Genomic DNA, 26,035 nt, shown 5'->3' with positions numbered 1-26,035 from the left:
TCTGCTTATAATACATTCTTTACTAAAGAATAAACTGGCACCTCTGCCGGCGCCTCATCCAGCATTTCTATTTCTTCCTTCCCCTCCTGTGTATCCAGCACCTCATATTCTGAATTTTGAGATTTAAACTCTGGTACAATCTGCTTCATTCCGGCAACAAGCGCCATAAAATCTGGCAATTGTTTATCCGCATCCAAAATCTGCTGGCAAATCGAATTAATACGCTCTGCCTTAAGCGACAATTCATCATGATTTACTTTTGCGATCATAATCTTTGGATGGTGCGTCTTCACCGTATTCTCATTATTTGCCAACAATTCCTCATAAATTTTCTCGCCCGGACGTAATCCAACAATTTTAATATCAATATCTTCCGGGTAACGGTAGCCTTTCAATTTAATCATGCGTTTAGCCAGATCAATAATCTTAACAGATTTTCCCATATCGAATACAAAGATCTCTCCTCCTTTTCCCATCACACCGGCCTCCTGAACCAATTGACACGCTTCAGGTATCGTCATAAAGAAACGGGTAATTTCAGGATGGGTCAGGGTTAGCGGTCCCCCTTCTGCCATTTGCTTCTCAAAAAGCGGAATCACAGAACCGTTTGAACCAAGCACATTTCCAAATCGGGTAATAATAAAACTCGTATTGGATTTACCGCTGCAGCTGCTCACATAAATTTCTGCCATACGTTTGGTTGCTCCCATAACATTGGTTGGGTTAACAGCCTTATCCGTAGACACCATGACCATCTTTTTAGTTCCATATTGCATACAGAGATCCGCCACATTTTTGCTACCCAATACATTGGTCTGAATAGACTCGTACGGGTTTGCCTCCATTAAAGGAACGTGCTTATAAGCAGCTGCATGAAATACCAAATCGGGCTTGTATTGCGCAAATATCCGCTGCATAAAGGCATAGTTACGCACATCACCTACCACGCAGTGCATCTGCTCAGGTTGTGTCGCCTTGATCGATTGTTGAATATCATATAGCGCTGATTCGGCTTGATCTAACAAAATCAACGTCTTATAGTGACGTCTGGCAATTTGGCGGGCCAGCTCCGAACCGATAGATCCGGCAGCACCGGTCACCAGGATCACTTTTCCTTGCATCTCTTCTTCGATCTCGGGGTGATCCAATTTGATTGGCTTGCGTCCCAATAAATCTTCAATCTTCAAAGGCCTGATTTCACGCTTGGCCCCAGAATTAAGTAAAATGCGTGCCGGAGGCATAATCTTCAATTCCAGTCCAATATTTTGGAACCAATCCGACACATATTCCAAACGCTCGGGATCATTATTTTCAACCGCGAGGATCACCTGAGTAATTTGGTATTTTTCAACATATTCCTTTGTTATTTCAGTAATATCTTTAATCTTTAATCCCGCCAATCGCTTACCAATCCGCGATATTTTATCTTCCACAAAAGCGACAACCTGATATTTCGTCCTCGGATCCTCTTTCAATAGGGAGAAAGATACAAGCCCCGGTCTTGAAGCCCCGAAAATCAGCACATTTTCACCTTTCCTGCCAGGCAGAAAAATATATTCATAAATGGTCCGATAGATGACACGTGCACCAACCATGATCACTAGCAAAATTGTGGCCTGCATAGTCAACACACCATAGGACAATCTAAGATAATCTCCGGCCAAAGTTCCTTTGTCAAAAACGGCTTTGATGATGAAGGTTAAAACCATTACTATGAGATAGGCAGACCCTACCGTCTTAAATATTTTAATGGTATCCCGAATGCCTGTCTGCCGAACAATACCTCGAAAGGTATCATAACATAAAAACATCAAGAGATAGACTGGCAATATAACGACAACTTTTTTCAACATCAATGCAATATCAAATACACCCTTGAAGTTGTTGACCACATAATTAGAAAATACGTAGCTTGCAAATACAAACCACATATCAATCATTAAAATGACCCATCTTGGATTGTCCTTTCTCAGGCGCTTTCTTAAATCTCCCAGAGAACCCATCATAGCTTTTTGTCTTAATTAATTAAAATGTTACTGACCGTGTCTGCGACAAACGAACACAATCTGATATGGCTTTATTATAATATTTTATATTGGAGATGCAAGATAGTTAAATTTTTACACCTAAAATATTTCTTTGATAAAATATCATTAAAAAAGGACCCTATTCATTCGATCAGTTTATCACCGTGGACTAAGCAACTATTATACCGAAACTGTTACATTGAAAAAAATGAGCATTAAAATATTATAATTACGAGTACAGGCTAATAAAAGAACAATTTGTTAACATCAACTTTCGAAACAATTTAATGGATAATATAGCTCTGAAGATACTAACGTCATTATTGGCATATTGTTTGCATTAAATAACAAATAGTCATGGAAAGGAATTAAAATTTTACATCTCCGCTTAATATAGACTGACACGCCGCTCCTTAACTGAACTATTATGTACAACATCATTAATTAATTTACATCATGGGATTTTTTAGCAACCTGTTTGGGAAAAAGACTTCATCCATTCGATCTTTGGCACAGTTGGAATTTCTAGAAGTAGACATGCACAATCATCTTTTACCTGGCATTGACGATGGAAGTAGTTCTGTCCAACAATCATTGCATTATATCCAAGAACTTCAACGCTTAGGCCTTAAAAAGTTTATCTGCACGCCACATATCATGTCGGGTGTACATCAAAACACCAAGTTTAGTATTGAAAATTCGAGAGATTCGCTTATCGATGGACTAAAAAAATCGGGTAAAGATGTTGATATCTTCGGGGCGGCAGAACACATGATTGACGAAAATCTTCCTTTATTGATCAGAGAAAATGAGCTATGTGTGATGCCAGGCGGTTACGTTTTGATTGAGATGTCTTATCTATCCGAATCGAAAGCATTGTTTCATACCATTTTAGAGATCCAAAAATTAGGATATAAGCCAATTCTAGCCCATCCGGAGCGATATAATTATTACCACAGTAATTTTAATATTTATAAACAGATCAAAGATGCAGGCTGTTTACTGCAGCTAAATCTACTTTCTTTGAGTCGATACTATGGCGTCGATGTGAAAGCCATTGCCATGACCCTCTTGAAATCAGGTATGTATGATTTTGTAGGAACCGACCTCCACCATCAACGTCATCTTGACGCGCTGAAAAATATCGTTGAGAAATATCCTATCCGTGAGATGTTGAAAACTTCGCCCATCTTAAATGAAACACTTCTTGATCATATCAATCAACATAAAGCCCAAGTTATTGCTGGTTAAGTAATCGTAACGGATGCAAAACTTCCCTTATAAAAGTGTCTTAAAATACGCTATTGTCTTGGAGAGTCCTTCTTCAAGTTGAACTGTGGGACTCCAGTCTAAGCTTTTCTTAGCAAGCTGAATATCTGGCTTCCTTTGCTGCGGATCGTCTTGGGGTAAAGGCAAAAATTTAATTTTTGATTGTGATCCCGTTTGCAAGATAACCTGCTCCGCCAATTGCAAAATAGTAAATTCATTGGGATTACCGATATTGAGGGGTCCGATAAAAGACTTATCTGTAGCCATCATTCGGATCATTCCTTCCACCAAGTCATCTACGTACTGGAAACTGCGGGTCTGATTTCCTTCACCATAAATAGTAATATCTTTATTTTGTAAAGCTTGCATAATAAAGTTAGATACTACCCGTCCATCCTGGGGATGCATGCGTGGGCCATAGGTGTTAAATATCCGAACGATCTTTATCGCCACATGATGTTGTCGGTGATAATCCATAAAAAGTGTTTCTGCGCATCGCTTTCCCTCATCATAGCAGGATCGAATACCGACAGGATTAACATTTCCCCAATAGCTCTCATACTGCGGATGAACCTGTGGGTCGCCATACACTTCACTAGTAGAAGCCTGTAGAATACGAGCATTCACCCGCTTGGCAAGACCAAGCATGTTGATAGCACCCATAACCGAAGTTTTGATGGTTTTAATCGGATTATACTGATAATGAACAGGACTTGCTGGACAGGCCAGATTATATATTTCGTCAATCTCAGCTAAAAAAGGTACCGTTACGTCATGCCGTACAAGCTCGAAATAGGGATTATGCAACAGATGAACAATATTCGATTTATCCCCTGTAAAGAAATTGTCCATACAGATAACTTCATTCCCATCCTTAAGTAAACGTTCACACAGATGAGAACCTATAAACCCAGCTCCACCTGAGACTAGTATTCTTTTTTTTAGGTTATACATAAATTTATAATATCAAATTTTTAGTGATTATCTATGGTATGCTCGAGCGGCACACAAAAGCCAAAACGGGATCCTCGATTTTCTTCCGACTCAAAAAAGAATGTTCCACCACCACGCTGGATAAAATGATAAACTATCCACAAACCTAAGCCTTTACCTTTATCACGCATAGGAGTGATCTTACCCTCCTCCTTCATTTGATCCAATAGCTGACGCTGCGCATCCACACTCATTCCTACACCAGTATCAATAAATTCGACCATAGCATCATCCCCATCGCGAGATAAATTGAGCTTGATTAGCGAATTTTCGTGACTAAACTTCACCGCATTGATCAAAAGATTTCTTAATATACTTTTCATGATATCTGCATCAAAAAAGATCTGCAAACCTGGTTGTAATGTTAATTGTATTTCAATATTTTTCAATTTAGCTGTTGGTTGAAGTGTCTCCACCACACCTTTAATCATTTCATCAATCTCAATTTCCTGTGGCATATAGCTTAACACGCCCAGGCTATTTTTAGTCCATTTGAGCAAATTGTCCAAGACACTAAAAAGCTGTTCGGCAATATCATTACCTGTATTGACCATATTTCCATATCCGGTATTACGTTCTTCAGCACTCATGGTCAAAATATTTAAGATCATTTTGAGTGAAGAAATCGGACTTCGTAGATCATGTGCCAGAATAGCATACATGCTATCCCGATTTAATATTGCTTCCTGCAGTTGCGCCGTCTGTTTAGCAATTGTATTCCCCGATTCAATAAGCTTGATCTGATGTTTGATGCGCTGAAGCAATTCCTTTTTATTAAAAGGCTTCGGAATATAATCTACACCGCCGCTGTCAAATCCCCGCACGACATCATCCGGAGATTTTAGGCTGGTAATAAAAAGCACAGGAATATGCTTATACAGCTCCATGGATTTCAGTTCCTTGGTGAGATCAAATCCGTTCGTATTCCCCATCATGACATCCATTAAAATAAGATCTATCCTTTGCTGTTGCAAATTTTCAAATGCCCCTTTAGCACCGGAAGCAGTGAATACGTTGAAGTGCTCACGTTCTAAAATCTCTTTTAACACAAAAAGATTAAGCTCAGAATCCTCTACGATCAGAATATTATACATTGAAAAATCGATTTCCATAGATCATTATTAGCTTGTTTAGACAATGCCTAAAAGGATGTTATTCCTTTTATAAAATTCATAAATCAATATTACAGGAATAATTGCTTCGATAATTTGTGTAGCAAAAATGTTATCTAACATCAATTTATTTTAAAATCAACCAACACAGGAAGATGATCACTATAGTCAACATTTCCTGTTCTGTAATTTATAGCCCGAATTTCGTCTCCAGAAAAGAATACAAAGTCAATGCGAAAGAGTTTCATTAAATTACTGTAAGTATATCCATACCCATTACCTGCTTCGCGAAACGCATCCTTCAAATTTCCTTTAATTTTATGATAACTATATGAATTGGGACTATTGTTGAAATCTCCGCACATAAGCATCGGAAAAGGAGATTTATCCATCACGCTTTTTAGATGATCTGCCTGAGGACCTCTTAATCTAAAATTTCTCGATAAGGTATTGAGAGCACCCAGCCAATTTGCCCTTCTGTTTTCCGCAGGAATTAGATCTCCTTTTACCTGATTCCAATTTGTTGTCTGCAGGTGGCAGTTGCCGATCCGAATTTTATGTTTCTTATAAGAGAGATCTGCAAAGATCGCACAGTTAGGGCGTTCATCAAATGAAATGGTCTGTACCGAGTCTAACGGAAATCTACTTAAAATAGCAAGTTGATTCTGCCCTGACTTATTTCCTGTCATGATGAAATACTGAAACTGACCAAACGTACGCTTCAATTCCGACATGGTACAACTAGCTGGAACTTCTTGTAAACAGAGTGTATTTATATGTTGTGATTCGATATAAGCTGCGATCTGCTCCATAGATGATAGATTATAAACCATTTTAAACTCACGAACATTATAGGTCGCTACACGTATATCCGTTGTTTCCTCCCATTGCTCCGGATTGTTTTGAACGATTTTTGTAAAATAATGAAAGTTGGCCAATATTGCTATAAACGGGCAAATACTATACCAACTATGTTTATACAATCCAATAATTAAAAATACGAGATTACAGCATAAAAGGGCAGGCAATAACACACCGACCCACTGAAAGAAAACGGTCGTCTGCGGCGGTATATACAAGGCCAAAAACGAAAATGAAGTGACGAGTGCGACAAATACAACAATGCATATCATCAATAATACCGAGATCTTGATCGGTTTATACGCTAGTTCTTCTGCCATATACCAAAATTTATACTTGCTTGCCAATAGGCAAAATTATAATAAAAGTAGTGCCTTGTCCTAATTCCGACTCTACCGTTATCTCTCCATTCATCTGCTCAACAATACCTTTACAAATTGCCAGTCCCAACCCCGTACCCTTATCTAGCGGATTAATTTTATAAAACCTATTGAAGATCAATTCTTGATTTTCCTTGGCTATGCCTATACCATTATCCTTTACATAAAACTCTATATGATCTTCTCTTACTCTATAACCAACATGTATAATACCATCAGGTGGTGTAAATTTTAAGCTGTTATTAATTAAATTGACAAGAACCTGAATGACCCGCCCACGATCCAGCCAAACCACTAAATCCCTTTCGGGAATGTCAAAAATTATCGCTGGCTGCTCATCATTTGGCAGAAAACTCAATGATAATTCATTCAGTATTCCTTTGAGAGAAACATCTGAATTCTTTAGCCTGACTTTCCCTGCATCCATCTGCGACATCTCCAATACATCCGTTATCAGCCGTAGCAGCTGGCTACTATTTGCATTGAGGAGCTCCCCATACTCCTTTCGCAGCTCAGGATCTGGCGTATCGGCAATAATACTTCCAAAGCCCATAATAGCGCTTAGCGGCGTCCTGATCTCATGATTCATATTCGAGATAAATGCAGATTTTAACCGCTCAGATTCCTCAGCAGCTTCTTTTGAACGCAACAGCTGCTCCTCGTAACGAAGCTGATCAGAGATATCGCGCTTGATGGTCCAGACAATATCCTCACCATTGCCGTTTTTGATCATCAACGAACTGCATTCTGAGCCGATAATATCCAATTCCGGATATAGGGTATCACAGCGGTATTGATAATAACCCGAAGCAGAAATGATTTTTTGCACCGATAAATCCCACGCTTCTTGTGTGGTGAACTCACGCAGACATTCAAAAACTTTTAAGTCAGCAATGACCTCTTCTTCTTTCAGACCATTTTGCTGTCGACATGCCTTATTCGCAAAAGCCATCGTCCCATTTTTATGACAAGCAAAAATACTATATGGTGCATTATCAACAACAGCAAGCACCATTTCAAGTTCATTTCGATTTTTAATGAAATCGCTTACATTTTGCGAAAAACCTTCTATTATACATACATTGTTTTCAAGGCGTTTGGCATATTTTGTCGCCCGCACATAGGTGATGGGAACATCAGATTGCTTTATACGGTATTCAAATGTACTATTCTCTATGGAATCATTATGTAGAAATGCCTCCATTCCTTTTCTGTCATCTGGATGAACATAAGTCAGTAACTCCGCCAAAGTGATCTTCTCAGGTGCTTCCAGATTTCTTTTGTGTAAATTAGAATAACCATTATGTATTAATTCTTGACGCTGTAGATCATAAGTCCAATGCCCAATCATGGCGACCTTACCCACCTCAAGTTGTGCGGTAAGAGCCGATTTAAGACGGTACTTCATGTTACTGCGCTGCGTAATATCCCGATATTGGCAAAGCAGATGTTCTTCGTCAAATTTATGAATGACGAATTTAAAATAGTACATTTGTTCGTCTGTGGGCAGGTCATAGTTTACATTCGAAGTCTCTCCTGTATGACGGCAAAAGGCAAGTTCCCGCTTAATAAGAGTCGATGTAGGCTGGGGAAATAGCGACAAAATATGTTGACCGATTACATCAATATTAGGATTTAAAATTGGATTATTTGTTTTCATAATCGCGTCCACACAGATATTATCATTATTGATTAATAATAATGTATCGCAGGTTATATTCAATACTTTTTCCAAGTATCCTAAATCATGTAATATTTTTTTCTCCGTCATATTTTTAAAATTATTTCCTTTGAGATTTCTCCCAGCCACCGATAAAACCTCTATTAAATAAGTAGTAAATACCTCGTATCACATTCATGTTCATAAACAGAAAGTAGTATGGGATATAAAATACTTTGTAACTATTCGGATCATCCTTCGTCGAATAACCTAAAACAGCACAAATATAGAAAAGGCATTGAAGCCAGAAAATGACATTAAATACATTTAGCAATGATGAACTCCAATATCCAAGAACTGCAGACAAAGGTAAAAGTGCGAATAGGGCAAAAGGAGTAATGGACCATCGTAACACGCGATGTGATATGTATTGAAAACTCAGCTTCCCAAATTTAAATCCATTTAGTAAAGGCAACAGTCTTCCAATCGACTGCCAGCCCCCCGCAGCAATACGTCTTTTTCTTTTTCCTTCCTCCTCCATATTCAGCGAACCATGTTCGACTGCATAAGCGTCCGCAGTGTATGCAATACGGTAGCCTTTTTGTGCGATTCGCATTGACAGCATAAAATCATCCAACAGAGTATCTTCTTCCATTGGAGCAAATAAATCCGTACGTAAAGCAAACAATTCTCCAGCGGCACCGACAGCAGAATAAAATTCAAAGTCTAGCTTTTTCAAGAGAGATTCATATTTCCAATAGGCTCCCTCCCCTTTTGACGAAACTGTATCATCATCATTAAAAGCAACTCTTTTCTCTCCGGAAACACAACCGATCGATGGTTCGTAAAATTGGCGCGCAATAATCTTCAACGCATCTGCATTGAGTAAACAATTCGCATCACTAAAGACCACAATTGGAGTTCTCACATTTTCCATACCATGATTAACGGCGGCTGTCTTACCTTTCCTTAAGGGCGAACTAATAATTTCGACCATGGGGTACTGTTTTAACAACTCATGACTATGGTCGGTACTTCCATCAATAACCCAAAGAATTTTTAATTTATCTGGAGGATAATCGAGTTCGAGGCAATTCAGCATTTTCTCCGGGATGACTGCAGACTCGTTATAGGCTGTAATAAACAAAGTTAAAACAGGCAAGTGATCTTCTGCCGCATTTTGATCGTCCATCTGAACCTTATTCGGATATCGGAATAATTTGGCCAATATAAAAATTACTACCGCGTAACCGATATAAGTATATAGCACCAACAAGAGGGCACTCCAAAAGACAATATGCAAACTCATCTGTACTAAATAGATAACCTATTTTCTTTTATCACTGTTAATCAAATTCGAATCTTCGTCCCTATAGCTATCCGACTTGGAAAAAACTAACATTAAATTCTTAAACGCTTTTTTACAACGAACTTTAAAACTGTTAAATAAAGATCCGTCTGCTGCAAGTGTTCCATAGCCCGTTATTGCTTTCGCTTTTCTATTATGGACAAAAACAATCCGACCAAATTTTTTTAGTCCCAAGGCGAGGGATCCGTCTTCTCCCCGTATGATATCAGTCCGGATTCCAACCCTTTGAGCTAATGCTGTATGGTAAGCAAACACCAAACCCCGAACACTAAGTTCTGGCCTGTTTATCGATTGGATGAACAGAAAAATGTCGCGTACACGCTCATAAATCCATAGTGAAAATCGGCTATGAGTCTTATCTGGAATATAACCCCAGGAAGCGCTTGCTGCCACTACACCTTGTCGTTCTAATGCGCTTACCATTACATCCACATATCCGCTTGGATAAAGGGTGTCGGCATCGATATTAAGATGATACTTCCCTTGGGCATGATTCAATCCACATTGCCTCGCAAACCCACAGCCGCTTTGTTTCTCATTATAATATCGAATTCCTGCTTTCTTAAAAATTTCCTCCGTTTTATCCATTGAATTATTATTTATACCGATAATTTCAATAGGGTACCGCGATTTAAGATCACTTAATGACCATAAGCAAGCCCATAAGTTCTTATCTTCATTATAAGCGATAACAGCTACAGTTACTAAAGGCTCATTCGCTTCAAATCTTTTGAGCTGTTCCACAATCGTATTGATTGTAGACTGAGATACTTGATCCGGCTGCACCTGATAAACAGATAAATACTTCCTATACCATTCGTTATTCATAGCTAATCATTCTACTGGTCGTATAGATTCGAAAAGTTGCTGCCACTGTTTTGCTATATTTTCCAAATCAAACTTTCTCACATCATTTCTAGCATTTTTTCCCATTTCTTTTCTGCGTGCATCGTCTTCAATAAGTAGACAAATTCCGTCTGCCAACTGTTTAATATTACCATTTTCTACCAGTAATCCATTCTGCCCATCAACGATAATATCACGGGGACCACATGGACACATAAAAGACACGGGCGGAACACCATAAGCCATTGTTTCTCCCAAAACCAGTGGGAATCCCTCATATCTTGACGATAAAACAAAGATTGAACTATCATCATATTTTTCAGCTATTGAAGCAGTTCCATTTTCTAAAAAGCAACTTCCCGACAGCCCCAACTCTTTTACCATCGACAAATACATCGTCTTATCCCCCCCCCCATAGATTTTTAATATCCATTCCGGATGCTTTTTCGCCACCATTTCCCAAGCACTAATCAGTAAATCAAATCCCTTTTGATAAGTCATTCTTCCAACTGCAATTACTTGTTTATTATTGAGTAGAGCAGCTTTATCAGGATAGAAAGATAAGGGATTGGAAATAACCGAAATATTGTTAAGTTCATGCCAATATCCTGCATCCTCATTCGTTAGCACGACAAAAGCCGATAGCTTTCGCAGATTCTTGATGAGTTGTCCCTGCCACAATTTTGATATTCCTCTCTGCATAAAGCCAGGAAATCTTTTATCTGTAAACTGACGATAGACTAACCTATTAAAATGTAATTCGCCAACTTTCAAACTGCCGTCTTTTAAATCATTGATAAAATTGATGTCCCGTCTCAATAACGATACAGTAATATCGGGCTTTATAAGACATAATTGTTCTCCAAGTCTCGCTTTAAACAGTCGTTGCTTTTTCCGATAGCTTAAGGTTCGCTTCAATAAAGGTAGAGAAAATATACCGTCAAAGTTGATATCGAGGTGATGCAATTTTATTTTCTCATCTAAAGGATAATAGGGCTCTGATCCTTTTCCGTCAGTGACAAAAATATGAATTTCATAATCAAATTTTTTGACGAAATAGTTTACCTTTGCTGTGAGCACCCTTTCCATGCCACTAGGGTAAAACAGGCCTGGAATAATGTAAGCAAGCTTAAGTTTCCTTTTCATATTGTTTAATCACCTTTCGTATTTTTCCTAAAAGATTCAAATAGTTCTTTCCATTGCGCTGCGATATTTTCCATATGAAATCGAGCACTATTTAGCTGTGCTCTTTCTCCCATTTCCTTTCTCAGCAGATCGTCTTTTATCAAGCTACATATTCTTTTGGCCATCTCCTCAACACTTCCATTTTCCACTAAAAATCCGTCTATACCATCCCGAATTATTTCACTTGGTCCTGATGGGCAATCAAATGCAATACTAGGTAATCCACATGCCATGGCCTCAACCAATACCATACCAAAGCCCTCATACCGTGAAGATAGCACAAAAATAGAGCTATCACAATATTTCTCTTCAATCACCGTGGTACTGGGCTTTAATTTGCAACGCTCGGTTAAGTTAAGACGATCTATCTGATCTTGTAGTTCAACGGGATTACCGTCGCCATAGATTTTTAAGACCCAATCGGGATAACAAGCATTCACGATAGACCAAGCCTCTATTAACAAGTCAAATCCTTTCTGAGGAACATATCTTCCAACCGCGATGACTTGCTTCGCTTGGCAAGTAGATACGCCTTTAGGTCTTAAAACTAAAGGATTAGGTATCACGTGCACGTTTGAAAGCTCTGGCCAAAAACTCTTTTCCTGAGCCGTGAGAAAAACGACAGCATCCATCAACTTTAATTTTTTGAGTCTGACACGGTCTTTTCTTTCCCGTAAAAAGCGGCTCATTCCTTTCGGAAAATTGGGATGATAAAAATCCTTCGTTACATGCAACTCTGCCACCTTAATACTACCATCCTTCAGCAGTGGTAAAAAATTGATTTCCCTTCTAATTGTAGAAATTACGATATCGGGCATCTCCTGTTCAAGGATTTTTAGAAATCGATTTTTAAACTTTCGGTAAAGAGAAGGGAAACGAAATAACTTAAGCAAGGGCGACTGATCAAATGGATAGTCAATACAAACATTTAAATCGATGTGTTTCACATTTTCCGAAAGCGGAAAAAAGCTGGGCTTATTTAGCTGCTCCGATGTCACCAAAATAACTTGCGCATCCGGCAGATGATTGGCAAAATAATTTGCCTTAAAAACGATAATCCGCTCCAATCCACCAGAAGTATACAATGAAGGTAAATAATACAAAATTTTCATCTTCTCAAAACAGCTTTTTTAAAATCTGACGTTGATAAAGATCTTCGTCATGTACCACAACCAGATCACCGCCAATCACTTCATTGACATATTTAGACTTTATATTAACTTTATGTTTAGCTCCCATCATTAACCATTCATATTCAATATCAATATGCCCGACATCTATAGCCTGATAACCCAATTTGCACAGGTCATAAGCCAATACAGTCGCTGTGGGGCCCAAAGCGATTAAGATTAGACTATTTTTTGCTAATTTACACGCTTCCTGAAGGATCACATCGTACTGATCAAATGCGCCCTTGGACCGGCATAAGATTCGCCCAACACTTTCTACATTATCAAAAAGATCATTACCTATGCCTAAGCGACTCTTTTCTCCCTCTATAAATACGATATCACGCTTGCTCCAAATTTGTTTTAACAGGCTAAACCAGTAGACAGATTTTTTCCGGTCGCTGAAATCAATATAGGGCCTTGTAATAAAAGTATTTCCATACCTCTTTCCTTTCTTAAGATATTTATCCCATAAATCGCCATACAAATAAAAATGTGCCCGCCAAAAACGACGCGCCCGCCTATTGTATCTATCTAGGTCAACAAATGCATCCGAGATACACACGATGTGGTTTGTAAGATCACTTGTTAGTACCTCAGCCAATCTTTTAGAAAGCTCACCGTCATCATGCTGAAAACGTATTCCCTCTCCACCAATCAAGAGCATTTCACCGTCGCCAAACCGACTAACTGAAGACTTCTCGGAAATAATATGCTCAATAGTTTCTTCAATTGTCATAACCAATGGCTTCACACGCTGTTCCCTTCCTGTTAGAAGTTCCAACATGTTATACCATTCTATAATCACATTATAGCGAAACTTATCTTTAAATTTATGTAGGAATGATAGCATTAGCTTAAATTTAAATGATCAATAACTTTTTTCATTTGATTGCGCCAAGATAATTCATAAACATCATTTCTGATGCTCAATGGCTCCCAATCTACGGACGAACAATAAGATACAATCTGTTCGATATCAATAGGAGATTCATCTGGTTTGGCCTTCAATACATAAGGCTTATCTTCGAAATCAGAATCGATTTCTGAATACATAAAAGGTATCCCTCTAGCAGCATACTCCCTTGTCTTTAATGTTCTAATAAATGTTATCCCACTACGATGTCTTGCAAGACTTCCGATAGCGAAATCAGCTTGGTCAAACATTAAATCGAGCTTCTTACCCCATAGCGCACCATGCAGGAAAACATACTCCTGTACTCCCGCCGCTTCGATAGCCGAAAATATTTCATTTTGTTCCCTTGCTCCACTCAGATTGCCAACGATGTTGAAGAAGACCTTGCACGCCGGATTTCCCTTATAATATATCCCTAAACCTTTTATAACCCGATCAAATCCATGCCAGAAATGGATTTCCGCTACCCCTAGCAAATGAATCTCATACTCCTCATGATTTTTTTTAACGCGCAAGGGAAGTTCATCCAAATCAATACCATTAGAAATTTTGATAGTTTTTGCACCGAAAATTTCATCCTCTTCGGTAAATGTTACAATACCATCTAATACAGAAGCCATAGCTTTTCTAAAAAAACGATCGGGCACCTGCATTATCTTGTCTATCAAACGAATATATTCTTGATCATAAGGATAGGTCGGAATTTCCATGACGACTTTCGCACCAGTTTGCCTAAATTTTCGCACGGCGTTAATCAAAAAAGGACTCGAGTTATGATAAGAACGCATGTATATCAGATCAAACCGTTCACTTGATACATAAGCAGTTAAGCCCCTAAAATCCCAGCGCTTTCTTGATTTGGCCCAAGGTCCTTTCCCCAAATCAGCAATAATTTCGCCATCTACAATCCATGCACGATGCCCACTGTCCAATACTTCGTAGTAACATAGTTTGACCTCAGCCCCACATTCCCGGAGACCTTTAACCTGTCCAAATATCTTTTTACTAATACCATTATGGGCACTAAAGCCATGAAAGACTAGAAATAAAACTTTTAGTTCCATATGCTCCATATCTCTAATTATTCCTCTTTAAATATAACGCTATATAAGACCTATATCCAGCAAACCAAACAAAAGCGATAAAAAAAAGAGAAGATACAACGATCTTGACAAACAGTTTATACCAGACAATTTCAGTCCTCAAAAATATTCCACACATATACAGCAGAAACGTCAACAATAAACCCGCCATAACTGGCTTTGCCAAAAGATAAAAAAAGCAAAGAAAGTTTCTGTTAAAAACCTTTGTATACATGATGGCATAAGTAAAGACAAATGTGATACAGTTTGTTATGACAAGACATCCAGCGACTGCGGAAATAGATTCAAAATAAAAAATCCCCAGCAATATACCACATACATTCAACAAGGCCGAAAGTAATCCGGAGAAAAACAAATATTTAGTATCTCCAGTAGTTTGAAAAATCGCCCCTGATGAGGACAGAATAAGCTGTAGCCCCACATTAAGGCTCAGGATCTGAAATACAGGAACTGCAGGCCCCCATTGCGCTCCAAAAAATAGGTAAATCAGATCTTCGGCCGCAAAGTAAAGAAAGCTTGCAAGCGGAAATCCAATTAAAGCCAATAGTGCGATGAGTTGTTCCGTCGCAGCGATTAGCTGCATTTTATCCTCTTTTTTTAGACTCAATATGGGATGTATCACCGGTGTAATAACTTGTGTAATATTTTGCAGTGGTAGCGACATCAATTGATAGGCTTTATCATAATAACCCAAGATATTGATTCCTAGATATCTTCCGATAAGCAATGTGTCCGAATTTTTACTAAAATAATTTACGATGTTGAATAGAAATTGAAAGGTAGAATAGCGCAAAATTGGCCGAATTGTATTTAAGGATATCCTCAATTTAAAAGGCAATGGAAAATGCACATAGGAAACGATAAAAAGAAGTATACTATACAGAATGGGATTAATTAGGAGCGCATATATACCAGCACCATAAAACGCAGCACTTATTGACACTGCCCCTAGGACAATCTGAATAATAAAGCTTCTGAGAGCAATAAATTTGAACATTCTTTCCCGATAAAATAAGGCATTGGGTATTACCGAGCTTGCTGTAAAGAATAGGCCAATCGCCAATAGCCTGATTATATTTCGAAGCAAAGGCTGCCCATAATAGCCGGCTATCAACGGAGCAATCAAGACAAGCATTAATGCCAGTATAAATCCTAAATAACAAGAAATAGAAAACAGATTACCGAGTTCATCTTTAGTCAAATTTTTATATTGGATCACGGCAGGAAAAAGACCGATATCTGCAATCAAATTCAAAAAAGCTATAATAACCATCGCCAGAGCAATTACCCCAAATTGCTCTGGCGACAAAAGCCGAGCAAGAACTGCAGTCACACCGAGGGAAATGACCAAGTTGGCATATTTTGCTATTGCGGTAAAAAAAACGCCTGATATAACCTGTTGCTTGGCATTTTCCATTAGCTCCCTGTATATTTTTTAAACAATAATGCGAATAGTGTTTTTATCCTAACATATTTGCGCCAGCTTCTTAAAGATAAGATAAGAATATAAATTCGGTTTTTCCAGGGCATAGTGTAAGCCTTCCATACAGCAGCATCAATCATTTCCGTGAGATAAAAATCGACAACATTGCGTTGTTTTTTATTTCTTTTTGTGTATGCCAACAATTTAGTTCCCACCACAAAATAGCTATTTATATTTTTCATCGAATAAGGAACTGTCATAATAGATCCTGCCCGTAAACGACGTAAAAAAAACGAGGTGGGTATATAACTGGTTTTTCGAGCTTCCAAAAATAATATTGATGTAAACAGCTCATCCTCATGTACAATATAGTTTTCGAATAGCAGGCCTATTTTATTTAAAAATTCCCTGTTTATAAAGAGAAGGCACACTGACGAAAAAAATTCCCTATTCTTTAACAGGTTAGCAAACGTTTCAATCCCGGACAAGATCATACTTTCGGTATGTGCTCTTTTATAATCGAACTTTTTCAATAAAACTGAATTTTGAGAGCCGTCTTCGATTACCGCTGCATCAAAAAACACAAAATCCAGTCGATTGCTTTTACAATATCCGTAACAGGTATGTAAGGTATCTTCCTTAATCAGGTCATCACTGTCCATAAAATAAATAAACTCTCCTTTTGCATGTGCGATCCCAGTATTTCTAGCTCCCGATAAGCCCTGATTCGCTTGAGAAAATACATGTACTCTAGCATCTAGGTTGGCCCATCTTTCCAAACGTAAAAGGCTTCCATCAGTAGAACCATCATTAATCAATAACAATTCAAAATTTTCAAAAGTCTGGCACAAGACACTCTCTACCGCGCGATCAACATATGCTTCCGTGTTGAAAACTGGCATCACTACAGTTATTTCAGGAGGATTTCTCATGGTTTTTGATCCATTTTTGTTGCTGATCGTCCCATTTTTTAACCACTTTAGCCGGATTTCCGACCACTACAGAAAAAGGTGGAACATCTTTGGTCACCACTGATCCAGCACCCACAACACAATGCTCCCCGATAGTAATTCCGGCTAATATTACTGCATTTGCCCCTATCCATACATTATTATTTATCCTTACGGGTGAGACTTCTATCCCCTGTTCTGCGATCGTTATATCAATATTTTCATACTTGTGATTGAGCCCCGAAATTAATACATGTTGTCCTATTTGTACATAATCGCCAATCCATACAGGTCCTATTACTGTATTTCCAACGCCAATCCTCGAATGACTACCAATAATAAGATCGCCTACAGCATTGTTAATTAAGGAGTACGACTCCACCACAGTCCGAGCGCCGATTTGACATTTTCTAAATGGTACCAGATCTTTACGCACGCTACAATAGATCACAGCCCCACGTCCTTTATGTACATATAAAAACTGAAATAATCTTAAATACCATCTCGGACGCGTTCTTACAGGATGCATTAACATCCTATGCAGCAATTGCTTTATGCGTGGAGAACGCATTATTTTTTCCTTTAGCCCCATATTAACTTTGATACTTTAGCAACATACTGTTCAATTAATCCTCTTTACTTGGCGCAGTACCATGTTTCGTATGGATAAAAGTCGACCGTCCCGAACGAAAATGGATTATACTGCTTACCATCGCTAAAAATATACGTGGCAAGGTAAATATTGCCAGAAACAATTGCTTCGTATACATTTTTTTTGGAATGGCCAAAGCTAAGCTCATCATATACAAAGTAATTAAAAAAAACCATTTTAGGGAAGAAATGTCGACGACAAAAAACGAAATCAGCAAAAAGAGGGGAATAATACCAAGCATAATAATTCGCGGTGGCATAGACCACTGGAAAATTTTATCGATTAAAGCCCAATTCCCGGACACAAGTGCATGTCGCGTCTGTTTAATCGCAAGACAGAAGATATCGATTTGTGAAGCGATCCAACGCCGACGTTGTTTCGAGAAATCGTCACTATATTGAATTTTTTCGTCTAAAATGACAACATCTTCCAAATATATCGTGTTTATACGATCTAATAAGAGGAAATATTCTAAAAACTTATCTTCTCCCATCGATTTGATTGCTGCTATCCTTTGCTTAAACCAGTTAAAATCAAATGCCATACCCGAGCCAATCAACGCAGCAGGCAAACCAAGACGAGCATGTCCTAAACGAAAAATTGAATTATTAATTTCTTCGCTTACACCATCCAGAATTGCAGTCGCTGTTGTATTATTTTTAGCCGTACGATGGGTTTGTATAGCTTTCGCCCCAGAAGCAAAAGCATTATTCAGTTTGCTGAGAAAGTCAGGAAAAACAATATTGTCCGCGTCCATCACAACCACTACATCAAACAATTGTGTATCCAACCTAGACATTGCTGCTGTTAATGCTGCAGCTTTCGACCGCAGGCCTTCATCTGGATGAATAAGTGAAATACCCATTGCCCGAAGCTGATCGTTAGTACGATCTTCCATGGCATCCGAAATAACTACGATTTCCAACTTATCGGCAGGATAATTCTGTGCTTTAAAACGTGTAACGCTTTCTCTAATGACATTATCCTCTTTGTAAGCGGGAAATAATATGGCAAATCGCAGTGATGTATCGCTATCCGGGAAAATAATCTTTCTTCTTATTCGGGATGCGAACGCGAACAAAGCTACATAGCATATCCACAACGTGAATGCGAAGAAAAATAAAAAGTCAATGTACCAAAGGATTGTTATAAGCATAACAGGATATATTTATGAATGACTTACTACCATCAGCCAACGACAGGCAGACCAAACCCCTTTAACCATCGCCGCAGCCAGTTTGAATTTCAATTTAAACAAAAGTAAACACAAATGCATTGGAAAAGCCACCAAAATCAAATAACTAAGCGCTAGTAGCCGCAAACTATTTTTTCTTTGCCTATAGGCAAAAATTATTCTATTTCGCGTGATATAATAGGTTTTAAGGGGACTACCGATTCCAGTAGAAGCGCTCTCTAGATGAACGATCTGGGCTGCAGGAAAATAAAATAATTGAAAACATTTGGTAATGCTATTCGACCAATCCAACTCTTCATAATACAAAAAGTAGCATGTAGGCATTTTACCAATCCGCTCAATTACAGTCTTTGGAACAAACATAGCGGCACCATGAAAATAAGGAATCTGAACAATTTGATCGTATTGTCCATGGTCTATTTCCCGATGGCCAATTTGTTTATTCCTGATCGTAATCGGAGTCAATGGAGTACTTCCTGCAAACTGAATTAAATTACGGGGTGTATGATACAATATTTTGGGAGAAATTCCTCCTACCCTTGGGTTCGCTTCGCAAAATGAAATCATGGATTCAATTTGTGAAGCAGCGTCTTTAGGTAATAAAGTATCGTTATTAATAAAATACAAATAATCGCCAGAAGCAATTTCCAGTCCTTTATTATTTCCGCCTGCAAATCCCAAATTTTTCACCAAATGCGCCCCCTTCACCAAGGGATAACTGTGCCGAATCAATTGAAATTCGTCTGTATCCGAAGCGTTATCAATTACAATAACCTCAAAACAGAAGCTTTTGATATGCTCAAAGATCGTTTGCAGCAGATTCAATGTATCAGGGGCACCATTAAAATTAACGGTAATAAATGAAACTTTAGGCTGAGATATTTGCTCCATTTTGTTCATTTTCTTGTAAATATGGGCACAACATCGCGATTGCCATTAAAATATAAATAGTTTCCCCTGTTGGGAATTGATGCAAGACTTCATTCCCATAACCAGCCAACATCATACCTGCAACACCGGCCGCTGCAGCACTACAAAATCCGCGAATCATGGGATCCTTTAATTTAAACCAAATAAGGTAAAAACAAATTGCCAAACACGAAATCCAAATCAACAAATAGAGTACCAACCCAATTACGCCCGTCTCTACCCAGATAAAAACAAAAGAAGTATCTGTTGGAAGGCCATTTAAAAGATCTCCTTCGTTAGCATTCTTTGCGGCGCCCAAACCTAAACCAATCGGAAAATTACGCATAAATTTTTTCATTTTGGCCTGATTTTCCTTTCGTAAGTTAAAGGATGCATCCTCCTTAAATTGAAACGCTGTCCGCATCCTTCGAATGTCGGCGTTACTATTTCCAATAGTTGTTAGCGATAGGAAGCAAAAGACACCAATAAATAGCGTTGATCCTAATATCATGATTCGCCATTGTTTTAACAGCAGAATATAAAATGCATATCCAGCCATTGGAATTGCCATGGCAGAACGGGTGCCGGATATCAGCATACCGTACATCGCCAAAATAGTGACCGTAACGTACAAAATCCGCACGCTTCTATTTTTCTCATAGAAAAACAAAATGGAAAAAACGACCATTCCAAGCCCCATATGGCAGCCAAAATTAGCAGCATCGGTAAAAAATGAAAAATAGCGGACTCCACTATAGATGAGATGCGTATGAGCTCCAAGTGTATAAAGCCAAATTCTTTCATCTGTGTCGAACCCGATAAATTTTTGCCCAATTGCCTTTAGAGCCGCTAGTAATACTAAAATCGCCCAAAAAATAAAAAAAGATCTGAGCTTCGATTTATCTTTAAAAATATAATAGATTAAAAATTGAAATAAACACAAGTAAAGTGCCGTGCTCCGGATAGCAGCAATCCAGTTACCGAAGATACCATCCGGATTAAACACTTCAACCATACAGTAGGCCACCCAAGCTAAAGAGATAAAGAAGTACAATGGTATTTTCAGCTTAGCATTATAATTCCGATAAAGATGATTTAATGCGATTACAATAAAATTAAATAGGATCACAAGATCTACTAAAATACTCGGCGGCATGGGAATACGTACATAGCGTAATATACCCATGACGAAAAAACATACAGTAAATAAGAAAAGAAAACTAACAAAAGGATTCCGAATACAAATAATTAAAAAACAAAGAAGAAAAGGTGCGAGTGCAATTCCAACACTAGGCAAGAGACCTCCGGATACGGCCAAAAAAGTAATCAGCGCGCATCCTAGGACAGCTAATAGCTTTAAACCAATGTTATCAAAAAAAATTTCCTTCGCCATTTCCTTTTTGGTACAATCTAAGCTTTAGATGCAGTGATTCCCAATTGTGAAAATCTATATTCCAACTTCCTGAAGAAACTATAAGGTGGCAACATCCCCGTAAATGTCTCTGTAGCAAATCGATCCGCATTCATAAGACATATTAAAACAGGTACTGTTCCGCTTCGTTCAACGATCTCCTTAAATAATTCATCATCTTCCTCCTTCCATGCGGACTCTGCGTCCAACAACAATAGATTTACAGCTGCCTGAGAGAGGTAGAATGGGGGGACAGGGATATCAAATGCATTTGTATGACCTACAAGTGTGAAATCATTTTCGTCAAGCTTGATTCGTTCCAAGAGGGTTGATTCGATCAAAAATTCACGAGATTTGGCATTAAAGTCTTTTCCCTCTTGCAGAATACCCACCTTAAGGCCTATCGTATCCCATTCATCCCGAATATATTGCATGAGATTCCCACTATCAATCGTTTCATCTAACTTTAATATATTAATAAAATTGACAGCATTTCCTCGCTGATGGTAGTTGAACAACTGATTTGCCAAAGATTTTGATGCCATTCTTTTGATCTGCTCACTATATCGTCCCATTTTTTTATTCGGAAATGCGCCAACTGCATTCCCTTTTGTGACACGATCTGTTCGCTGCTTATCCCGTAAAGTTCGATCTAGCAATTCCAAGACCAGAATGCAGCCCAGTAAAAATGCCAGGGTCGCAAAATAAGAACCTATAACCAACATTTTACGTTTGGTTGGCTTGGAGTTAAGTGGATAAGTTGCCGGATTGATTACTTTTAATGTGGCAGCACTCATCTCCAAGCTCTTTAGGCGAAGCCGCGCGGCATTCAACCCACCCAAAACGGAAAGATAGCTCTGTTCAGTAAAATTAATACCGCGTTCTTGACGTTTGAGTAATGAACCTATTGGGGAGTAATGCGAGTACATTTTATCCAATTCACCTTTAAAATCATCCACTACTTTAATATCTGCTTGCGCCTGATCCAGTTTCAATAATTCGTCAACCCACAACGTCACATAATTTGCATTCGGATACCCATTTTTAGTATATTTCTGGCTGGAATAATCCTGAATAAAGTTGCGGAAATCCCGCTCCTGATTTTTTAATTTCGATTTAAGATCTTGAAGTGTCGACGCTGAATTTTTGACCGTGTTTAACGAATCAGACTGAGCGGATTCAATTTGTGAAATTGAATAATTTAAATCCGATATTTCATTCATCTTAGCCAAAAATTGCGCATTGTTTTTGATACTCTTAGTATTTGCATCAATTCCCGACTCTAATTGCGTTATACTCGCTTGCGCCCTGTTGCGTGCAGATAAGGCATCCTGTTTACGGATTTCGTAATCCTTATCCAAAATTGTAACAGCCTCGGTCTGTTTATCGTAATGAATAAGGCGGTTTTGCACATTGAATTTGGTAAGAGAATCCTCTTTCATAAATAAGTCTTTTCCAATGCGGGCCAGTTCCGCTTCGAAATACTTTATTACATTATTGGTATTACTATATTGAAGAGTTTTATATTCGTCCCCAAAAACCTCGCTCAGTATATTCAATGTTTGATAAGTGATGCCAGCATCATTATTTTCATAATAAACATGCAGAATATCACTATTATCGATCTGTTTAATATCTATTTTGCTTAAAGCTCCATAACTAAAATAGGGGTGATTCCAATTAAATAAGCCATAGACAAAATTCTTAGCATCCATCTTTTCGTACCTTTTTAAATTTTCTACCGTACGTTCTTCGGATGCTTTATCGATTAATTTTCTGACAGCAGGTGGTGTAATAGCTAACAGTTGACGGAAATGAGCACTAGAAATATAAATATTATCCTTCTCCGTATCCCCATGGATCATCGTTCTGGCGAATAGTTTTAAAGACACCACCCGCATCGTTTCTTTTGACCCGATGGTATTGATCACGTTTAACAATGAATTTTTAAGGATATTCCAGTCTTGCTTACCATCTTGGCTAAGATCAGTACCATTAGCAGAGATTATGCCTGTATAAATGGTCATGTCTGATTCGTATTGTCTATTCATATTTCTAGTGAAATAAATAACAATGCCCATGACCATCAATGGTAATACAATCAACCACCATTTAAATCTGTACAAAGATTTTATAATGTAAATCACTATACCCATCTTATTTACTGATAATTTTAGTTCGACTCAAAATTTCCAAATGTAAAAGCTCAGCTGTTATCGTGCTTTCTGTCAATTTATAAGCCTCATATGCTTCTACCTCCATCTTTTTAGCAGCGTTTAAATCAGAAATCGCCGCATGCCCATTAGCAAAATCAGCTTCTACTGTTTTTAATTGTGCTTCCGTTAATGTTAAATTTTCTGTTTTCTTTTTTAAGATGGACATTGCGTTGGTCAATTTAACATAAGAATCGATAATGCGGACTTTCTGTTCGTCAAACCATTTTTCCATTTCCAATTCAGTAGAACGACGTTGCATCTTTTGTCGTTTGACACGATTAGATCGATCAAAAACGTCATCAAATGGCACTGAAACTGTACCACTGACGAAAAGGGCGTTTTGCTTCGCCCCGGAATATTGGTAAAACAAGGGTGTATTTTGATCTGTGAACATTGAATTCACCCCTATATTTCCATATTGCCATGATCCACCAACCTTAAAATACTTTAACCAGCTTCTTTTCTCAGATTTTAGTAGATTGTCCTGCTCCATCATCTTAGATTCAAACATCTCAACACTCGGGCTCCTTTTGGCATTCTCAAAAAGTTCCTCCAGCGAGGGAAGTAAAAGTTTCGTATAATCTAATCCTTCCGCTGGCAGGGGAACACTTTGCCCAAAACTGAGCGAACCAACAGTAATTAAGAATAAAAGCATCAGGATAATTTTCTTCATATTCAGACAACAACATTTTATAGACATGAGCCCGTTATATATTTTCATTTAATTATTTACCATTCCTAAAACTTAAACATCCGCTTTTTGGATAAATGCAGAAAAGGTTTTATACAAAATTTTCAAATCCATCCAGATCGAATAATTTTTGGCATAATTAATATCAAGCTGAATTCGTTCCTGGTCGGACATACTTCCATTATCTCCTCTTTTCTCCACTTGCCATAATCCCGTTATCCCCGCAGGCGCCATAAAACGTTCAACACTATCATCCGTTGTCAACATCTCGGCTTCATATAATGGTAATGGTCGATTTCCAACAATGGACATATCGCCTTTGAGTACATTAAATAATTGCGGAAGTTCATCAATACTATATTTCCGAAGAATACGACCAACCTTTGTCACTCGTGGATCTTTCTCTAGCTTAAAGAAAGCTGCTTTTTTTTGCTTGTTGCCAGTATCTGCACCTTTGACCACCACCTCGTCGCCTATAAGCACATCTCGGAGATCATCTAAACTGAAATACTGGGCTTCATTACTGTCATGAATAGTAGAGGCATTTGAAACAACAGCTCGTGTTGTATCCGCATACTGGTTGAGCGCCATATATTCCTTCAATCGTTTATCTGCATCCGGATACATCGATCTGAATTTATAAAAATCAAACATAAAATAACCCGAACCGATCCGTTTGGATTTATATACCGCAGGCCCTTTACTTTCCACCTTAATTGCAAAATAAACGAATAAGAGAATGGGAGAAAGAAACAAGATTAAAATCAATGACACAACGATATCAAACATCCTTTTACCAAAAGGAATACTAATTTTAGGAAAAGAAGCTGTAATGGATTCAAATTTTTCAGTTTGCGCCGTAGCTTCAAAATATAAATGTATATATTTTTTTACTGATTGAAATACATCTCCATTTGCACGAGGGCTGATGGTGTTTGTAACCCCGGCATCAAAATAGGATTGTTTTTCAAAATGCGAAAAGTCATTTCCGACCAAAATAAGTAAAATATCCTTGCCATGCGTGGCCAGCTTGGCCAACTGTGCTAGATCTTTGGAGAGACTTTTACTTTTTTCGTAGAAGACTACCGAAAAAAATTGATCTTTTTGCTCCTGAAAATACATATTCATGGTCTCGAAAGAATTAAAAAATTTCAAATCCACGCCCAAAGTATCTTGAACTTGTTCATGAAAATAATCAAAAGTTTCGATATTATCACCAAAGTATATATAATCGCTATATTGAGGCATTATTTCAATGCTTTTTTAATCCGCAACTTGAGCTCAAGCGGATTAAAAGGTTTTAAAATGAAATCTTCCGCTCCCGCTTCAAGCAGGTTGATCCGTGTATTCGAATTATCTTCGCCAGACAAAAAGATAACAGGGATATCTTTCAGAAACTCGTTTTGTTTGATCATCAGCAGTAAATCGTAGCCATTCATTTCAGGCATTGTATAATCAGAAAGAATCAAATCGACCCCATTTCCATCTTTCAACCAATTATAAGCATCCAACGCATTATTGAAAAAGCGAAAATCGTAATCCGCGTTTAAGTACAACGTAATTAACTGCCCTATAGCTGGCTTATCATCAATTATTACAATCTTTTTTTTCATGGATCTCCTACGTTTTTTAACGGTAATTAACCAAACAAATTGTATGCTTTAAAAACAAAATTGATTAGTTTTAAGTACCCCATGA

General features: G+C 38.0%; 22 protein-coding genes. 1 reads left to right on the top strand and 21 read right to left on the bottom strand.

Annotated elements, in window-relative coordinates:
• Nucleotides 1-5: 5 nt before the first annotated feature.
• Nucleotides 6-2,006: a polysaccharide biosynthesis protein gene (locus tag CBM24_RS01255; RefSeq protein WP_232475656.1), complete on the bottom strand. Its 2,001-nt coding sequence runs from the start codon at nt 2,004-2,006 to the stop codon at nt 6-8.
• 477 nt (nt 2,007-2,483) lie between these two features.
• On the opposite strand from CBM24_RS01255, the gene CBM24_RS01250 reads away from it, so the two are divergent.
• Nucleotides 2,484-3,278: a tyrosine-protein phosphatase gene (locus tag CBM24_RS01250; RefSeq protein WP_088159935.1), complete on the top strand. Its 795-nt coding sequence runs from the start codon at nt 2,484-2,486 to the stop codon at nt 3,276-3,278.
• 27 nt (nt 3,279-3,305) lie between these two features.
• Here the strand turns inward: CBM24_RS01250 and CBM24_RS01245 are convergent, their stop codons facing one another.
• From CBM24_RS01245 to CBM24_RS01150, 20 genes are all read right to left on the bottom strand, one after another.
• A complete protein-coding gene (locus CBM24_RS01245) occupies nt 3,306-4,250 on the bottom strand; it encodes a UDP-glucuronic acid decarboxylase family protein (RefSeq protein WP_088159934.1) in 945 nt (314 codons plus the stop codon).
• A 20-nt stretch (nt 4,251-4,270) separates the two neighbouring features.
• Nucleotides 4,271-5,401 carry a hybrid sensor histidine kinase/response regulator gene (locus CBM24_RS01240; RefSeq protein WP_088159933.1) on the bottom strand — a complete coding sequence of 377 codons (1,131 nt, stop codon included), beginning with the start codon at nt 5,399-5,401 and terminating at the stop codon, nt 4,271-4,273.
• A gap of 122 nt (nt 5,402-5,523) precedes the next feature.
• Nucleotides 5,524-6,582 carry an endonuclease/exonuclease/phosphatase family protein gene (locus CBM24_RS01235; protein ID WP_088159932.1) on the bottom strand — a complete coding sequence of 353 codons (1,059 nt, stop codon included), beginning with the start codon at nt 6,580-6,582 and terminating at the stop codon, nt 5,524-5,526.
• 10 nt (nt 6,583-6,592) lie between these two features.
• A complete protein-coding gene (locus CBM24_RS01230) occupies nt 6,593-8,413 on the bottom strand; it encodes a sensor histidine kinase (RefSeq protein WP_157698348.1) in 1,821 nt (606 codons plus the stop codon).
• A 10-nt stretch (nt 8,414-8,423) separates the two neighbouring features.
• On the bottom strand, nt 8,424-9,611 hold the full coding sequence (locus CBM24_RS01225) for a glycosyltransferase family 2 protein (RefSeq protein ID WP_088159930.1): 1,188 nt from the start codon (nt 9,609-9,611) through the stop codon (nt 8,424-8,426).
• Nucleotides 9,612-9,629: 18 nt separating this feature from the next.
• Nucleotides 9,630-10,499 carry a glycosyltransferase family 2 protein gene (locus CBM24_RS01220; RefSeq protein WP_088159929.1) on the bottom strand — a complete coding sequence of 290 codons (870 nt, stop codon included), beginning with the start codon at nt 10,497-10,499 and terminating at the stop codon, nt 9,630-9,632.
• A 6-nt stretch (nt 10,500-10,505) separates the two neighbouring features.
• Complete coding sequence (locus tag CBM24_RS01215; protein ID WP_088159928.1) at nt 10,506-11,663, bottom strand: glycosyltransferase family 4 protein; 1,158 nt, start codon at nt 11,661-11,663, stop codon at nt 10,506-10,508.
• Nucleotides 11,664-11,668: 5 nt separating this feature from the next.
• Nucleotides 11,669-12,814, bottom strand: coding sequence for a glycosyltransferase family 4 protein (locus tag CBM24_RS01210; protein WP_088159927.1), 1,146 nt, complete (start codon nt 12,812-12,814; stop codon nt 11,669-11,671).
• Between the two features lie 4 nt (nt 12,815-12,818).
• Complete coding sequence (locus CBM24_RS01205) at nt 12,819-13,724, bottom strand: SP_1767 family glycosyltransferase (protein ID WP_088159926.1); 906 nt, start codon at nt 13,722-13,724, stop codon at nt 12,819-12,821.
• Nucleotides 13,724-14,851 (bottom strand): glycosyltransferase, encoded by a 1,128-nt coding sequence (locus CBM24_RS01200; RefSeq protein ID WP_088163419.1) that lies wholly within the window; start codon nt 14,849-14,851, stop codon nt 13,724-13,726. Before CBM24_RS01200 ends, CBM24_RS01205 begins: the two co-directional genes overlap by 1 nt.
• Before the next feature lie 13 nt (nt 14,852-14,864).
• On the bottom strand, nt 14,865-16,307 hold the full coding sequence (locus CBM24_RS01195) for a lipopolysaccharide biosynthesis protein (RefSeq protein ID WP_088159925.1): 1,443 nt from the start codon (nt 16,305-16,307) through the stop codon (nt 14,865-14,867).
• On the bottom strand, nt 16,307-17,245 hold the full coding sequence (locus CBM24_RS01190) for a glycosyltransferase family 2 protein (RefSeq protein WP_088159924.1): 939 nt from the start codon (nt 17,243-17,245) through the stop codon (nt 16,307-16,309). Before CBM24_RS01190 ends, CBM24_RS01195 begins: the two co-directional genes overlap by 1 nt.
• A complete protein-coding gene (locus tag CBM24_RS27975) occupies nt 17,229-17,834 on the bottom strand; it encodes an acyltransferase (RefSeq protein ID WP_317042026.1) in 606 nt (201 codons plus the stop codon). The genes CBM24_RS01190 and CBM24_RS27975 overlap by 17 nt, the downstream gene beginning before the upstream one ends.
• 55 nt (nt 17,835-17,889) lie before the next feature.
• Nucleotides 17,890-19,071, bottom strand: coding sequence for a glycosyltransferase family 2 protein (locus CBM24_RS01180; protein ID WP_088159922.1), 1,182 nt, complete (start codon nt 19,069-19,071; stop codon nt 17,890-17,892).
• 12 nt (nt 19,072-19,083) lie between these two features.
• The gene (locus CBM24_RS01175; protein WP_157698347.1) at nt 19,084-20,001 is read right to left on the bottom strand and encodes a glycosyltransferase family 2 protein; all 918 of its coding nucleotides are present in this window, start codon (nt 19,999-20,001) and stop codon (nt 19,084-19,086) included.
• The gene (locus tag CBM24_RS01170) at nt 19,979-21,205 is read right to left on the bottom strand and encodes an O-antigen ligase family protein (RefSeq protein WP_157698346.1); all 1,227 of its coding nucleotides are present in this window, start codon (nt 21,203-21,205) and stop codon (nt 19,979-19,981) included. The genes CBM24_RS01175 and CBM24_RS01170 overlap by 23 nt, the downstream gene beginning before the upstream one ends.
• Nucleotides 21,206-21,429: 224 nt before the next feature.
• Nucleotides 21,430-23,481 (bottom strand): hypothetical protein, encoded by a 2,052-nt coding sequence (locus tag CBM24_RS01165; RefSeq protein WP_157698345.1) that lies wholly within the window; start codon nt 23,479-23,481, stop codon nt 21,430-21,432.
• 106 nt (nt 23,482-23,587) lie between these two features.
• Nucleotides 23,588-24,319, bottom strand: coding sequence for a TolC family protein (locus CBM24_RS01160; RefSeq protein ID WP_157698344.1), 732 nt, complete (start codon nt 24,317-24,319; stop codon nt 23,588-23,590).
• A 72-nt stretch (nt 24,320-24,391) separates the two neighbouring features.
• Nucleotides 24,392-25,585, bottom strand: a complete 1,194-nt coding sequence (locus tag CBM24_RS01155) for a sugar transferase (RefSeq protein WP_088159917.1) — start codon at nt 25,583-25,585, stop codon at nt 24,392-24,394.
• Nucleotides 25,585-25,950: a PleD family two-component system response regulator gene (locus tag CBM24_RS01150; RefSeq protein WP_088159916.1), complete on the bottom strand. Its 366-nt coding sequence runs from the start codon at nt 25,948-25,950 to the stop codon at nt 25,585-25,587. Before CBM24_RS01150 ends, CBM24_RS01155 begins: the two co-directional genes overlap by 1 nt.
• Nucleotides 25,951-26,035: the final 85 nt, after the last annotated feature.

This window comes from Sphingobacterium sp. G1-14 (assembly GCF_002196555.1).
Classification (GTDB): domain Bacteria; phylum Bacteroidota; class Bacteroidia; order Sphingobacteriales; family Sphingobacteriaceae; genus Sphingobacterium; species Sphingobacterium siyangense.
The sequence above is the reverse complement of the archived record's forward strand: the minus strand, read 5'-3'. Positions and strand labels throughout refer to the sequence as shown.

What these genes read in the sequence shown, in the direction of transcription:
- CBM24_RS01160 (WP_157698344.1), bottom strand. Translation starts at nt 24,319, where the DNA reads ATGAAGAAAATTATCCTGATGCTTTTATTCTTAATTACTGTTGGTTCG.
- CBM24_RS01190 (WP_088159924.1), bottom strand. Translation starts at nt 17,245, where the DNA reads ATGAGAAATCCTCCTGAAATAACTGTAGTGATGCCAGTTTTCAACACG.
- CBM24_RS01165 (WP_157698345.1), bottom strand. Translation starts at nt 23,481, where the DNA reads ATGAATAGACAATACGAATCAGACATGACCATTTATACAGGCATAATC.
- CBM24_RS01245 (WP_088159934.1), bottom strand. Translation starts at nt 4,250, where the DNA reads ATGTATAACCTAAAAAAAAGAATACTAGTCTCAGGTGGAGCTGGGTTT.
- CBM24_RS01220 (WP_088159929.1), bottom strand. Translation starts at nt 10,499, where the DNA reads ATGAATAACGAATGGTATAGGAAGTATTTATCTGTTTATCAGGTGCAG.
- CBM24_RS01210 (WP_088159927.1), bottom strand. Translation starts at nt 12,814, where the DNA reads ATGAAAATTTTGTATTATTTACCTTCATTGTATACTTCTGGTGGATTG.
- CBM24_RS01205 (WP_088159926.1), bottom strand. Translation starts at nt 13,724, where the DNA reads ATGCTATCATTCCTACATAAATTTAAAGATAAGTTTCGCTATAATGTG.
- CBM24_RS01235 (WP_088159932.1), bottom strand. Translation starts at nt 6,582, where the DNA reads ATGGCAGAAGAACTAGCGTATAAACCGATCAAGATCTCGGTATTATTG.
- CBM24_RS01250 (WP_088159935.1), top strand. Translation starts at nt 2,484, where the DNA reads ATGGGATTTTTTAGCAACCTGTTTGGGAAAAAGACTTCATCCATTCGA.
- CBM24_RS01240 (WP_088159933.1), bottom strand. Translation starts at nt 5,401, where the DNA reads ATGGAAATCGATTTTTCAATGTATAATATTCTGATCGTAGAGGATTCT.
- CBM24_RS01215 (WP_088159928.1), bottom strand. Translation starts at nt 11,663, where the DNA reads ATGAAAAGGAAACTTAAGCTTGCTTACATTATTCCAGGCCTGTTTTAC.
- CBM24_RS01150 (WP_088159916.1), bottom strand. Translation starts at nt 25,950, where the DNA reads ATGAAAAAAAAGATTGTAATAATTGATGATAAGCCAGCTATAGGGCAG.
- CBM24_RS01155 (WP_088159917.1), bottom strand. Translation starts at nt 25,585, where the DNA reads ATGCCTCAATATAGCGATTATATATACTTTGGTGATAATATCGAAACT.
- CBM24_RS01170 (WP_157698346.1), bottom strand. Translation starts at nt 21,205, where the DNA reads ATGGGTATATTACGCTATGTACGTATTCCCATGCCGCCGAGTATTTTA.
- CBM24_RS01255 (WP_232475656.1), bottom strand. Translation starts at nt 2,006, where the DNA reads ATGATGGGTTCTCTGGGAGATTTAAGAAAGCGCCTGAGAAAGGACAAT.
- CBM24_RS01195 (WP_088159925.1), bottom strand. Translation starts at nt 16,307, where the DNA reads ATGGAAAATGCCAAGCAACAGGTTATATCAGGCGTTTTTTTTACCGCA.
- CBM24_RS01225 (WP_088159930.1), bottom strand. Translation starts at nt 9,611, where the DNA reads ATGAGTTTGCATATTGTCTTTTGGAGTGCCCTCTTGTTGGTGCTATAT.
- CBM24_RS27975 (WP_317042026.1), bottom strand. Translation starts at nt 17,834, where the DNA reads ATGCGTTCTCCACGCATAAAGCAATTGCTGCATAGGATGTTAATGCAT.
- CBM24_RS01180 (WP_088159922.1), bottom strand. Translation starts at nt 19,071, where the DNA reads ATGCTTATAACAATCCTTTGGTACATTGACTTTTTATTTTTCTTCGCA.
- CBM24_RS01230 (WP_157698348.1), bottom strand. Translation starts at nt 8,413, where the DNA reads ATGACGGAGAAAAAAATATTACATGATTTAGGATACTTGGAAAAAGTA.
- CBM24_RS01200 (WP_088163419.1), bottom strand. Translation starts at nt 14,851, where the DNA reads ATGGAACTAAAAGTTTTATTTCTAGTCTTTCATGGCTTTAGTGCCCAT.
- CBM24_RS01175 (WP_157698347.1), bottom strand. Translation starts at nt 20,001, where the DNA reads ATGGAGCAAATATCTCAGCCTAAAGTTTCATTTATTACCGTTAATTTT.